Origin of the sequence: Bacillus massilinigeriensis (assembly GCF_900117315.1) — a bacterium.
Classification (GTDB): Bacteria; Bacillota; Bacilli; order Bacillales; family Cytobacillaceae; genus Bacillus_BE; species Bacillus_BE massilionigeriensis.
This window is the reverse complement of record NZ_LT630337.1, coordinates 2,546,851-2,560,106: the sequence shown is the minus strand read 5'-3', so window position 1 is coordinate 2,560,106 and position 13,256 is coordinate 2,546,851. Positions and strand designations below refer to the sequence as shown.

14 protein-coding genes are annotated in these 13,256 nt (G+C 35.8%); 10 read left to right on the top strand and 4 right to left on the bottom strand.

The features are described from left to right. Nucleotides 1-120: 120 nt before the first annotated feature. From BQ6100_RS12680 to BQ6100_RS12665, 4 genes are all read left to right on the top strand, one after another. Complete coding sequence (locus BQ6100_RS12680; protein WP_075981963.1) at nt 121-318, top strand: cold shock domain-containing protein; 198 nt, start codon at nt 121-123, stop codon at nt 316-318. Between the two features lie 266 nt (nt 319-584). Further along, the gene (locus BQ6100_RS12675; protein WP_097677917.1) at nt 585-2,012 is read left to right on the top strand and encodes a DEAD/DEAH box helicase; all 1,428 of its coding nucleotides are present in this window, start codon (nt 585-587) and stop codon (nt 2,010-2,012) included. Between the two features lie 90 nt (nt 2,013-2,102). Next, entirely contained in the window at nt 2,103-2,303 is a 201-nt protein-coding gene (locus BQ6100_RS12670) for a cold-shock protein (protein ID WP_075981962.1), read from the top strand. Nucleotides 2,304-2,468: 165 nt separating this feature from the next. Continuing rightward, a complete protein-coding gene (locus tag BQ6100_RS12665) occupies nt 2,469-2,870 on the top strand; it encodes a cytosolic protein (protein WP_075981961.1) in 402 nt (133 codons plus the stop codon). Nucleotides 2,871-2,904: 34 nt separating this feature from the next. Here BQ6100_RS12665 and BQ6100_RS12660 read toward each other — a convergent pair whose 3' ends face one another. Next, the gene (locus BQ6100_RS12660) at nt 2,905-3,207 is read right to left on the bottom strand and encodes a DUF6509 family protein (protein ID WP_075981960.1); all 303 of its coding nucleotides are present in this window, start codon (nt 3,205-3,207) and stop codon (nt 2,905-2,907) included. A gap of 473 nt (nt 3,208-3,680) precedes the next feature. On the opposite strand from BQ6100_RS12660, the gene BQ6100_RS12655 reads away from it, so the two are divergent. Then, nucleotides 3,681-5,027 carry an amino acid permease gene (locus BQ6100_RS12655; RefSeq protein ID WP_075981959.1) on the top strand — a complete coding sequence of 449 codons (1,347 nt, stop codon included), beginning with the start codon at nt 3,681-3,683 and terminating at the stop codon, nt 5,025-5,027. 131 nt (nt 5,028-5,158) lie between these two features. On the opposite strand, the gene BQ6100_RS12650 is transcribed toward BQ6100_RS12655, so the two are convergent. Next, nucleotides 5,159-5,788, bottom strand: a complete 630-nt coding sequence (locus tag BQ6100_RS12650; protein WP_075981958.1) for a LysE family transporter — start codon at nt 5,786-5,788, stop codon at nt 5,159-5,161. Between the two features lie 224 nt (nt 5,789-6,012). Between BQ6100_RS12650 and copZ the strand changes: the two genes are divergently transcribed. Continuing rightward, a complete protein-coding gene (copZ, locus tag BQ6100_RS12645) occupies nt 6,013-6,219 on the top strand; it encodes a copper chaperone CopZ (protein ID WP_075981957.1) in 207 nt (68 codons plus the stop codon). Between the two features lie 24 nt (nt 6,220-6,243). On the opposite strand, the gene BQ6100_RS12640 is transcribed toward copZ, so the two are convergent. Together BQ6100_RS12640 and BQ6100_RS12635 are read right to left on the bottom strand one after the other, a co-directional pair. Then, complete coding sequence (locus tag BQ6100_RS12640) at nt 6,244-7,674, bottom strand: amino acid permease (RefSeq protein ID WP_075981956.1); 1,431 nt, start codon at nt 7,672-7,674, stop codon at nt 6,244-6,246. A gap of 314 nt (nt 7,675-7,988) precedes the next feature. Then, nucleotides 7,989-8,813, bottom strand: a complete 825-nt coding sequence (locus tag BQ6100_RS12635) for a methyl-accepting chemotaxis protein (RefSeq protein ID WP_075981955.1) — start codon at nt 8,811-8,813, stop codon at nt 7,989-7,991. Between the two features lie 278 nt (nt 8,814-9,091). On the opposite strand from BQ6100_RS12635, the gene BQ6100_RS12630 reads away from it, so the two are divergent. The 4 genes from BQ6100_RS12630 (at nt 9,092) to BQ6100_RS12615 (ending at nt 13,093) form a co-directional block, all read left to right on the top strand. Beyond that, nucleotides 9,092-10,855: a SulP family inorganic anion transporter gene (locus BQ6100_RS12630; protein ID WP_075981954.1), complete on the top strand. Its 1,764-nt coding sequence runs from the start codon at nt 9,092-9,094 to the stop codon at nt 10,853-10,855. Nucleotides 10,856-10,870: 15 nt separating this feature from the next. After that, nucleotides 10,871-11,212: an ArsR/SmtB family transcription factor gene (locus tag BQ6100_RS12625; protein ID WP_075981953.1), complete on the top strand. Its 342-nt coding sequence runs from the start codon at nt 10,871-10,873 to the stop codon at nt 11,210-11,212. 156 nt (nt 11,213-11,368) lie between these two features. Continuing rightward, the gene (locus BQ6100_RS12620) at nt 11,369-11,983 is read left to right on the top strand and encodes a YitT family protein (protein ID WP_075981952.1); all 615 of its coding nucleotides are present in this window, start codon (nt 11,369-11,371) and stop codon (nt 11,981-11,983) included. A gap of 168 nt (nt 11,984-12,151) precedes the next feature. Next, nucleotides 12,152-13,093, top strand: coding sequence for a sugar-binding transcriptional regulator (locus BQ6100_RS12615; protein WP_075981951.1), 942 nt, complete (start codon nt 12,152-12,154; stop codon nt 13,091-13,093). Nucleotides 13,094-13,256 lie beyond the last annotated feature (163 nt).

Genomic DNA, 13,256 nt, shown 5'->3' with positions numbered 1-13,256 from the left:
AGTAGTCGTAGCTGCAAAGATAGGGGCCGATGTTTATTCGATCCCAATTCAAGTAGCTGCGACTTTTTTGGTTTAATGTATGCAATGCTTATGGTGAACAATTTTTGGAGGTAAGTAAACATGACTGGAAAAGTTAAATGGTTTAATGCAGAAAAAGGATTTGGATTCATCGAATCTTCAGAAGGTACAGATGTATTCGTTCATTTCTCCGCTATTCAAACTGAAGGCTTCAAGACTTTAGAAGAAGGCGAAGCTGTTTCTTTTGAAATCGTTGAAGGAAACCGTGGACCACAAGCTGCTAACGTAATTAAAGGTTAATAACTCATTCAATCAAGGGTGATGTCATTTGCATCACCTTTTTTTATTGTTAAATCGCATACTTATTAAAAATTATATAAATAAATATATAAATTACCTTGAACCATTTCTTTGCAATATTTTCACAAGAATTTGTTTGTAAATTAAATCATTTATTGAAATACTAATATTGTGTTGTGAGAACAATTGCATTTATATATAGGAATTTTCCGTAATTTGGGACTTTCCATAGGAAGATGGAGCTTATTTAAAGGAGGAAGAACAATTTGACAACTTTTTCAGATTTTGGTCTTAGTGAGGAACTAGAAAAGGCCATATCAAATATGGGATTTGAGGAGCCAACTCCAATTCAGGCACAAGCCATACCAATCGGACTAAAAGGGAAAGATATGATTGGACAGGCACAAACAGGTACTGGTAAAACAACGGCATTCGGTTTGCCGCTTCTAGAAAAGGTATTGAAAGACGGAGGAATTCAAGGTCTCGTACTTGCTCCGACAAGGGAACTTGCCGTACAAGTAGGAGAAGAGCTAAACCGAATTGGACAGGTTAAAGGTATACGAACATTACCTATTTATGGTGGTCAAGATATTAACCGACAAATTCGCGCATTAAAAAATAGACCACAAATCATTGCGGCAACTCCAGGAAGATTAATCGATCATATTGAAAGAAAAACAATCAGATTAAACAATATTAAGATGGTTGTATTGGATGAAGCAGATGAAATGCTCAATATGGGATTTATTGAAGACATTGAAAGAATCCTAAGTGATATACCAGAAGATAGGCAAACGCTCTTGTTTTCAGCGACCATGCCAAGAAAAATTCAAAATTTAGCTGAGAAATTTATGAAGGACCCTGAGCTTGTAAGAATAAAAGCAAAAGAAATGACGGTCACTAATATTGAACAATATTATTTTGAGGTTCATGAAAAGCAAAAGTTTGATGTCCTTTGTGGATTGCTTGATATCGAATCCCCTGAACTCGCTATTGTCTTTGGAAGAACAAAAAAACGTGTAGATGAAGTGGTCGAAGGTTTAATTAAAAGGGGTTATTCTGCAGAGGGTATTCATGGAGATATCCCACAGGCAAAACGTGATCAGGTAATACGACGCTTTAAAGAGCAATCCATCGATATCATGGTTGCCACTGACGTGGCTGCAAGAGGTCTTGACATAAGTGGTGTTACGCATGTGTATAACTTTGATATCCCTCAGGATCCTGAAAGCTATGTCCATCGTATTGGAAGAACCGGAAGAGCAGGGAAAAAAGGACAGGCTTATACCTTTGTTACTCCTAGAGAGATGGATCATTTAAAAATCATCGAAGGTGTTACAAAAAAACGGATCACGAAAAAACCTATTCCATCATATCGAGATGTATTGGCAGGAAACCAACAAGCTACAATAAACCTATTAATGAAAACAATTGAAAAAGGCGATTACTCGGAATACAAGAAAGTTGCTGAAAACCTGTTAGATGATACCGATTCAGTAACATTACTTGCTTCAGCCTTAAAGCTCCTAACAAAAGAACCTGACGCAACTCCAGTTAAATTAACTGCAGTTGAGCCTTTAAGATCGAAAAAGCCAAGATATGATAAGGATTCAAAAGGCCGTGGAGGAGATCGGAGAGATCGAAGTAAGAATTATGATCGTGGAAGAAAAAGAAATCGAAACAGAAATCGATAAAATCAGCTTATAAAAAATGAAAAATTAGTCATATTAGTAATGTGAATATTTTTATTCACTGTGTTAGCTTTTTGATTTAGGAGGATGGAAATGGCAACTGGTAAAGTAAAATGGTTTAATGCAGAAAAAGGATTTGGTTTTATCGAAGTTGAAGGTGGCGAAGATGTTTTCGTTCATTACTCTGCGATACAATCAGAAGGATTTAAATCCTTAGAAGAAGGACAAGAAGTAAGCTTTGACATTGAACAAGGAAATCGTGGTCCACAAGCTGTCAATGTAACGAAGCTATAATTGTTCCAGGAGGCTGCTTAGAATCAATATTACACTCATAATTGGCGTTAGTGCTAATTGTATACTGAGGTAATAAAATTCTAGGTTAGCCTCTTTGTAGTTTATAAACAGTTTTTAAGGCTGATTCTTAATATTATTAATGAATACATAGTTGGAGGAATGGGTATGAAGGCATTTACCGTTAATTTCCACCAGGAAGATCAAGTGGAAGCAATGAAAATTAATAAATTAAGTGAAGAGGATTTCAATCAATTGACCGAAGGAGGTACTCGTCATCTCTTTGAACTTGATACAAATATCGGGTTTTTTGTATTTTTTGATGCAATTGATAGCCACGATCATGAATCCTATTTAGTTCTGCATTATGAAGAGGATCAAGAAGAACCCATTGGTTGCTATTCCTTTGAGCTAAAGGATTTTTATCAATTTTGTGCATTACATTTAAATGATTTAGAGTTTCAAGAGGAACTTGATGGAGAAGAAGAGGAAGAAGAATATAGTCCAATTCATCATCTAGCCCATTTAATGTATCATATCATTGAAGAAGGAAAAGAAATAGAAGCGTAAAAGACATACCTAATGAAAGAAGAGTAGATGACCTCTACTCTTCTTCATTAGGTATATTCTGCCTGCAGTAATTATCAATCAATAACTCTTCATCTTCCTCTAATTCAAAATCCAGAACTTTATCTGTATTATTTTCGATTATATGATAATTAGATATTCGCATACCTTTCTCATCCATGATATAAAGTACTCTAACTTTTAAACCAAATTCGGAAAAAAGCTCGTCGTCTTCCGGAACCTCGACTTGTAAATAAAACTCATATCTTTCACCAGATAGTATTCCAAATGGATCTTCGATTTTTTCAACACTATGCCCTGTTATATTCAAATGTATCATCCCTTCAATTGAATAACTCTTTTGTTTTTGTTAATTATTCCATAAGTATAGAAAAAGTGAAGGGTTCAGTCAAACGATAATCTTTATGGGTGCTTGGCTATGAGAAATGTAATAGCTGATATTTAAGTTTATCCTGCCTTAACGGGCAGTAGATTTTGCTTATTCAAAGAAGATAGGTGGGGGATCAGCTGCCCATAAAGGTCCGACGAGCGATAGATGTCTTAGTCAGGCGAAGGACACAGGACATGGCTGTATCTGAGCCTGATTGGTTCAACTAACCATCAGTGGGAGATGAAGTCGACTAAATACAACACGTCCTGTGCCAACGTCGCCACTAGCACATCCCGTGCATCGAAAAACCCCCACTGATCGCAGTTTCACTTTATTATTGTTAATGAAATATTATCTAACATAAATTCCATGTAAAACTCCCACACTATAACTATTATTGAAAACTTTTGGGAGGCTAGAGAATGGAAAAGGCATCTAAGAGTGGAGAAGGGAAATTGCAATGGTGGCAGTTATCCCTTATTGGAATTGGATGTATAATCGGGACAGGATTTTTTTTAGGTTCCAGTATTGCTATTCAGATGGCTGGACCATCCGTTATTATCGCTTTTGTTTTAGCAGCCATTGGTACATATATTGTGTATGATGCATTAGCAAGAATGTCTTCAGATCACCCGGAAAAAGGCTCATTTCGTACATATGCAAAGAAGGCATTTGGTCGTTGGGTTGGGTTTGGAAGTGGATGGGTTTATTGGTCTTCAGAACTTTTCATTATGGGGAGTCAATTAACAGCCTTGTCTATTTTTTCTCGTTTTTGGTTTCCGAGTATTCCACTTTGGATATTTGCATCGGGATATGCAGTTTTAGGAATTGGGGTTGTTTTACTTGGAACAAAAGGATTCGAACGAATGGAAAATATCTTTGCTGTCGTAAAGGTAGCCGCAATTGTTATGTTTTTAATCATTGCAATCGCAGCTCTTTTTGGTATGTTTGGAGGATCCTTCAAAGATTTTCAATTGCCGAATGATGTACAAGGATATTTCCCAAATGGTTACAAAGGATTATGGTCAGCCATTATTTTTGGTTTTTATGCGTTCGGTGGAATTGAAATTATGGGAATAATGGCAACAAGATTAAAGGAGCCAAAGGAAGCGCCTAAATCGGGAAAAATGATGCTTTTGCTCTTAACAATTATTTATATCCTATCCATTGGTATTGCGGTTTCTATCACCTCAATAAATAAATTTAATTCAAAGGAAAGCCCATTTATTGTTGCGCTAGACCGATATGATATTGCGTTTGTTCCCCATGTTTTCAATGGTGCACTAATTATCGCCGGATTTTCGACGATGGTGGCCTCTTTATTTGCTATTACAAGCATGCTGGTCACATTAGCTGAAGATGGAGATGCACCTTCTATTTTTGCAAAAAAAGGGAAAAAATTAAAGGTGGCCCCTTATGCTATGGGGATTACTACCTTAGGGATGGTAGCAGCCATTATTCTTGCTTTATTAATACCAGGAAAGATTTATGAGTATATCACCACTGCTGCAAGTTTGATGCTTTTGTATAACTGGCTCCTAACACTAATTACTTCATCGAAATTATTAAAGCTTTCAGGATTTGATCAAATGAAAAAAAATGCTGGAATATTGCTTATTCTCATTGCTGTGAGCGGAACTATATTTGATAAAACAAGTAGACCTGGATTTTTTATAAGTCTGTTATTCTTAATAGTTATCACAGTAGTGGCTTTTGTGATGCGGAAGGTATTGAAAAAAAGACATAGTTTTAAGCCGCAGAGAGCCTAATCCGTTATCAAGTTGTACTAAAACTTAAACCCAATTCCTTCTTAAAGCACAAATTAATGTGATACAGAGAATGGTTTGGCTTAAAATCAATGTAATTATAAAAACTTGAGACAAGCACACGAATGAGAAGATTATTTCAAAAAAAGCAGCTTAAATGCTTCATAACCAAAGTACAGTCCAAAGCCAATCATTGACAGCCCAGAAAGGATGGAAATAATCGTAAGTAGCTTAGTTGTTAGTAGCTTTCGAAAGCTTGATGAAAGGGCAGCCATCGAGATATCCCAAGTGATAATCCCGATAAAAATTGCACTGCTATACATAATAAGCTGCCCATTTGCATAGACAGATGCTGTTTTTGCTAACACCGATCCATAAATTCCTAACCAAAAAAGGATTGTAAGTGGATTGGAGATGGACATAAAAAATCCAGATAGAAATGACTTCAGTTTTGAGTCAGATTTGTTCCTATTGTTTGAAATAAATTTTCCTGCGCTTAATAAGCTTTCCACACCGGTATAAATTAAAACAAAAAAGCCAAATAACCAGAGGAAGGTTTTCATAAATGGAGTCTCTAGAAAGTGAACAACTCCTAAATAGACGGTAAGCATATAAACTGCATCGGCAAGTGCAGCACCTAAGCCAAGAACCCAAGCATGCATAAAACCTTGTTTAATCCCCTTATCCAATTGCGCTGCATTAATTGGACCGATTGGTGCGGCTAAAGATAGTCCTAGAAATATGTAACTTAAAATAACACTCATATGATCACTCCATCTGAAACATTAAAGGTTGTACCATAATATTCAAAAGGGAAGGTTTGTACGACAATAAATCAAATATTTTTCTTAACAATTATGAAAAAATTGGACATTAAATAGGAGAGTTGCTATAAAGAAGCTACTGGGAGGTAGAAGATAAAATCCTTTACATACCCTATAAGGGTATGCTATATATAAAATAGATAGTAAGAAATGGAGGAAAGACAATGGAAAATGTAACATTAAAAGTGAATGGCATGTCTTGTGGACACTGTGTTAAAGCAGTGGAAGGAAGTGTTGGTAAATTAGATGGAGTAGAGAAGGTCAGTGTGAGCTTAGAAAAAGGGGAAGTTCAGGTTGAATTTAATGCAGATGCAGTGACAATAGATCAAATTAAAGAGACTATTGATGATCAAGGTTATGATGTAGTCTAAAAAAAGGGAAGCCTGAAGGTAAACTTAGGCTTCCTTTTCAATATTCATTTCATTTAAGTTCGTATCATTTATGGCAATATTTTCTCTATTTAAATGACTATGTTTATATCCATAACTAAAATAAATAACTAGCCCGATACCTAGCCATATTAAAAATCCTTTCCAAGTAAATGCCTGGAGCTGTAGCATTAGGTAAACACAGAAAATGACTGCTAATCCAGGTATAACAGGGACCCAGGGTGTTTTGAATCCTCGCTTCAATTCAGGCTTAGTTTTCCTTAAGACAGCTACCCCCAGAGATACCATTGAAAAGGCGAATAATGTTCCGATATTCGTTAATTCTGCTAGTTTATCCAATGGAACTAAACCTGTAAAGCAAGACACTAAGCTACCAGTAATCCATGTGCTTTTTACAGGGACTTGAGTTTTTGGATGTACCTCCGATAATAGCTTAGGCAAAAGACCGTCTCTAGATATCGCATAAAAAAGTCTTGTTTGACCATACATCATAACGATTAAAACTGTTGTTATGCCAACAATGGCACCAAGAGAAATAAATCCAGCAACCCAGTCCTGGTGAATATATGATAACGCAAATGCAACAGGGGCATTTACACCTAGCTTATCAAATGGGACAATTCCGGTAAGAATTAAAGAAACAACAATATACAAAATTGTGCAAATAGCTAGGGAGGAAATGATACCAACCGGCAGGTCTCTTTGAGGATTCTTTACTTCTTCAGCAGCTGATGATACGGCATCAAATCCAAAATAAGCAAACACTACTACAGCTGCGCCTGATAATACCCCGGAAAAACCAAATGGCATAAATGGAGTCCAATTCGTTGGTTTAATATACCAAACACCAACTACGATAAAAAGAACAATAACTGCAATTTTGATAAAGACCATCCAGTTATTAAACTTAGTCGACTCTTTAATCCCTCTAGTTAGGACAAAAGTGATGAGCAAAATGATTAATACTGCAGGTAAATCAAAATAGGTTCCATTAGCAGGGTTAAAGGCGCTTGATATGGCTTTAGGTAAATGGATGCCAAATCCAGATAATAAACCTTGAAAATAACCTGACCATCCACTAGCTACAGCGGAAGAGGCGAGTCCATATTCCAAAATCAAATCCCATCCTAAAATCCAAGCTATAATTTCTCCAAATGCTATATAGCTATAAGTATAGGCACTTCCTGCTTGAGGAATCATTGAGGCAAATTCAGAATAGCATAATGCGGCAAAAGCACATGCTAGACCAGCGATAATAAATGAAAGGATGAGAGCAGGACCGGCGTAGTTTGCGGCCGCAACTCCAGTAAGGACGAAGATTCCCGTTCCGATAATAGCGCCTACACCTAGTAAAGTTAAGTCAAAGGCTCCTAATACTTTATTTAAAGAACTTGTCTGTTCATTTGTGCTAATAGGTTTCTTTCTAAATAATATCATGCAAAGCCTCCTGGTGATTCTAACGCAATAATTTTGTCAAAGAGAACATTTTGTTATTTTACTAGTATAATGTTTTTTTGTAAAGGAAATTCTGAATATTTAACCTCACTCACTATTACATCTTTGTGAAAAAAAACATATAAAATGGGAAGGATATAAAATGGATATACTAGGCTGGAGATTTTGAGATTTCCTAGGAGATTAAAGGGCTTTCGAGGTGGGATACGGTTTTTCTTGTAAATAAAAACTAGAGCGATATGGACTCCATCTTTTAGTTTCAATAGATAAAAGCATATCACTCTAGTTATATGATATTATTCTTCTAAATTAGCTTTTTCACTAAGTGCAGATGCAATATGAACAAGGTGTTCAAAGGAGGAATGAAACTCTTCAATCATTGCAGACTGTTCTTCTGTTTGGGAAGAAAGGTCATTAACCGTTGCATTTATTTTTTCTAGGTTTTCTACCATTCTTTTTACTTCAGGTTCAATGCCCTCAATTGCTTCTTTACTGTTATCTGCCATTTTCTTTATTTCACTAGCAACAATTGCGAATCCTTTTCCTGCTTCTCCTGCACGGGCAGATTCGATAGAAGCATTTAATCCAAGGATCCTCGACTTGATAGAGGTCTTTTTGATGATATCAAGGATTTCTTCTATATGTTTCACTTCATCCTTAATCATATTGGATTCTTCTGCAAGTGACTGAAGATCTCTCGCCGTTACATCAGATAATTTGGTCATTTCTTCTGAAGTTGCAGATAACTCTTCGCTAATAGCAGTTAATTCAACGGCACCTCTTCTAAGTGTATCAAACCTTTCATTTGAAACAATCGCTGAGATGACACCAATGACTTCTCCATTTTCTTTAATTGGGGTTGCAGTGGAAATATAGGCGATTCCAAATAGCTCTGGCCCTCTTTCCTCTCTGCAGGTTTTTCCTGTTTCATATGCTTCATAGCTTACAGTCCCTTTAAAATTCTCAATCGGTGCTCCAACTGGGATTTTAATATCAATCTTTTCTCCAGGAAGATATTCAAGCACTTTATCAATATCTGCTAGTACAAAACATGCATCATCTGGGAAGATTTTTTGTATAACTGGGAGACTTTCGCTTAATTGTTTTAATTGGCTATTCACTTTCTAGCCCCCTTTTTTAAAAAATTCGTGATAATCACCATATTAAATTATATAACAAATGAAAGCGCCTTCCTACTATTAATTATAAAAATTTGTCGAAAATAGGCGGGTATTGAGTTTTATAGAGATGAAAGACCCATATTTAATAAAGATGGTCACGATTTATGAAAATATGAAATATATTTGAATTTTTTATAGACATTGTAATTTCATTTGCATTATAATGCTTTGTATATTCAAAAATTCAAAGATACAAAAGTGAAGATGAGGGATTTGTCTTGAGTAAGCTTGTTTTTGACAGATATAACGGATACTCCGTTAAGAATTTCCAAAAAGATTTATTTTCAGGTTTGATTGTAGGTGTTATTGCAATCCCGCTTGGAATGGCTTTTGCCATAGCTTCAGGAGTAAAACCTGAATATGGAATCTACACGACTATTATTGCCGGGATTCTCATATCTCTTTTTGGTGGTTCCAAATATCAAATAGGTGGTCCAACCGGTGCGTTTATCCCTGTGTTATTGGGTATTGTCATGTCATATGGATATGAGAATCTATTAATAGCAGGTATTATGGCTGGTTTTATGTTATTCCTGATGGGAGTGTTAAGATTAGGTTCTCTAATTAAATTCATTCCAAAACCTGTAACCATTGGCTTCACTTCGGGAATTGCAGTGATTATCTTTACGGGCCAAATCGCCAATTTTTTTGGTCTAAGTGATATAGAAAAGCATGAAGAGTTTATTAAGAATATGCAAGAAATTATTATTCATTTTGATACAATTAATTTTTATAGTATATTGACCGCGATAATCAGTTTAGCAATCATACTAATATCTCCAAAAATATTTCCTAAAGTTCCCGGTCCATTGATTGGACTAGTGGTTTCAAGCCTTGTTGCAGCTCTACTCTTCCCGGATAAAGTGGCTACGATTGGTTCAACCTATGGTGATATTCCTAATAAACTACCAAACTTTCATATTCCGGAATTGTCTTGGGATGTCATCCAGCCATTGATTGGCCCAGCGTTTGTCATTGCGATGCTAGGTGGGATCGAATCCTTACTCTCAGCCGTGGTTGCGGACGGGATGACTGGAACGAAGCATAATAGTAATAAAGAATTGATTGGGCAAGGAATCGCCAATATGATTACTCCTCTTTTTGGTGGTATCCCTGCAACAGGAGCTATCGCAAGAACCGCTACTAATATTAAAAATGGAGCAACCTCTCCCATGTCTGGCGTTATTCATGGTATAGTAGTACTGATTGTTTTATTACTGCTTGCACCACTGGCTTCGTCTATACCACTCGCAAGTATGGCGCCTATTTTGATGGTTGTTGCTTGGAATATGAGTGAAGTAAAGCATTTTTCACATGTGCTTAAGACGAGAACGAGTGATTCTCTCGTATTAGTGATTACATTCTTGCTGACGGTGTTTACCGATTTAACAACGGCAGTGGAGGTTGGTTTAGTTTTAGCTGCTATACTGTTTGTGAAACGTATGAGTGATATTCTTACCGTTGCAAAAGGGCTTCCTGATCCTTTTGATAATAATCGAGTAAGATCACAGGTTGTTGATGCGGGTAATGATTGTCCGCAAGTGAGCATTTTCACCATTGAAGGAGCATTATTCTTTGGCGCCATTCAAATGTTTGAAAGCTCTGTTATGGGGATTATCAATCATCGACCAGAAGTATTAATACTGAGAATGGGAAAGGTCCCTTATATGGATACCTCTGGTGAGTCAAATTTATCTGATATTGTCCATGATTTTAAAAAGCATGGAGGTTTAGTTATTATTTCTGGTCTACAGGAACAGCCTAAAGCAGTGTTGATGAGAACCGGTTTATATGATGAAATAGGGGAAGGTCAATTCTTTGAACATACAGGGGAAGCTATTAATTTTGCATTGAGAAATATTAAAAAGAATAAATGCCTTGGATGCAAACATTTTGCTTTCCAAGAATGTACCCAATTATCCAATTTACCTGGAGAGGCAGGCAGGATCATTCGAACCAAAAAAGTGTTGGCAAAATCTTAAGAACGGAGGAATCGAATGAATTTAGAACTCCAACGATTTAAAGCAGATTTTTTTAAAGCTCTTGCCCATCCGCTTCGAATTCGCATACTTGAATTATTGGCTGAAGGCGATAAAAATGTGAATGAGCTTCAAGCCCTTGTTGGAGATGAAGGATCTGCAGTTTCGCAACAATTAAGCATATTACGAAATAAAAATATTGTCTATGGTACGAAGGATGGGAACCGGGTAACCTATACCCTAAGGGACCCAATGATTATGGAATTGCTTGTGACTGCAAGGCAAATTTTTAATAATCATTTAATTGATGCTGTGACAATGCTCGACAAATTTCAGGGTGATCTGGCAAATAAAAAGTAACAGCGCTGCTAAATGCGGCGCTGTTTTTTTTGTGAAATTTGAATCTAGTGTAATTATTTTCCTTAATTAGATGTACTAGTGAATTTTTTACTGATATAAAAAATATTTATATAAAGACATGTTCTCCTGCTTTTTGTTTTAAGTAATGAGGTGAGAATGATTATTATTAAAAATGCTGCTATTTTGATTGGAAGTTTTTTAATTGGAATTGGAATTAATGGATTTTTGGTTCCTCATCACCTATTGGATGGGGGAATGGTAGGAATTGCTTTAATCATACATTATTATTTTCATTGTCAGACAGGATTAACTATGTTTGTCATTAGTATTCCTCTAATCATCTATGCATGGTTTCAGGAAAGGGGATATTTTTTCAGTAGCTTTCAAGGGTTAATTGTGTCTTCATTTTTCATTGATTGGCTTGCGCCGTTACAAACACAATTTCATCTTCCCATATTAATAAGCACCTTGTTAGGGGGAACGATAATAGGGATTGGGGTGGGGCTTATGCTCCGATATGAGACAAGCACTGGAGGAACGGATTTACTTGCAAGTATTATTTCAAAAGCAACTTCCATTCATATAGGAGTGTTGATTTTCTTAATAGATGGTCTAATTGCTCTTCTAGGCCTTCAGGTATTAGGAGTGAAAAGTTTCCTATTTTCAGCTTTATGTATTATTACCGTAGGAAGTATGACATCCTTGTTTGTAGGTAATGAATTCAGAAATGGAAAATATTGCTGGAGAGTTTCTCCATTCCTGAGAAGGTAAAAATGTGATAATAGAATTCCTAAAGATTTATCAAATATTCACGAACAATGATAAGGTAATCAAAAAAACATGGTAAAATGTTAAAAAAAGATTGAGAGAGAGGATAGGTTCCTTTTTGAATTTTCAAATCAGCTATCACACCTTTCTCTTACAGCTAAGGTGATCTCATTGGAGGAAGAAAAATTAAAGAAAATCATTGAAGCAGCAAAGTTATATTACTTATTGGATTATAATCAGAATCAAATTGCTAGTAAGTTAGGAGTTTCAAGGCCTACTGTCTCAAGGCTTTTACAACAGGCCAAGAGTGAAGGAATTGTAAAAATCCAAATAACAAATCCCATGGAAAATAGCACGAATCTTGCAAAACAATTAGAGAAAAAGTTTAACCTAAAAAAGGCAATTATTGCAACGATACCCCAGTATGAAAGCCATATCATCAAAAATTATTTAGGGGAAAAGGCTGCTGACTATTTAGACCAGATTGTAAGTGACAACGATATTATTGGCATAATATGGGGTACAACCCTTTATCATATTGCCGTTGAGCTCAAGCAAAAGTATGTAAAAAATGTGAAGGTTGTTCAATTAAAGGGTGGAATTAGCCATTCTAATAAAAATACGTATGCTTCTGAAATACTCTACTTATTTGGAAAGGCATATAATACAACACCAATTCACCTTCCTCTTCCGGCTATTGTTGACCAGGTATTAGTAAAGCAAGCTATGGAGGAAGATCGTCATATACGAACAATTCTTGAGCTTGGAAAGCAAGCAAACATCGCGATATTTACAACAGGACCAGTTCAAGATGAGTCATTGTTATTTCAACTTGGATATTTTTCAGAAGATGATATTAAGATGTTATACCCAAATGCCGTTGGGGATATTTGTTCAAGATTTTTTGATATGAATGGAGATATTTGCAATAAGGATTTAAATAATAGAACCCTTGGGATTGAATTAGATGAATTAAGGAAGAAAGAATACTCGATACTTGTCGCTGGTGGTGCGAACAAAATTAATGGTATTAATGGGGCATTGAAAGGGAAATATGCAAATGTGCTGATTACTGATCAATTCACTGCTCAGTTTCTTTTAGACAAGGAGTAGGGGGGCTGCTTCGAATGAAGCAGCTATTTTTATAAAAATGGTCAGTCGTCTGACAATATTTTTTTACATTTGTTCAATAAAGAATTTACGTTTGTTCAAAAACTTGTTATAGTAAAGATATAAGGGAAAAGCATTTCTATAACATAATGATGAATACATATGA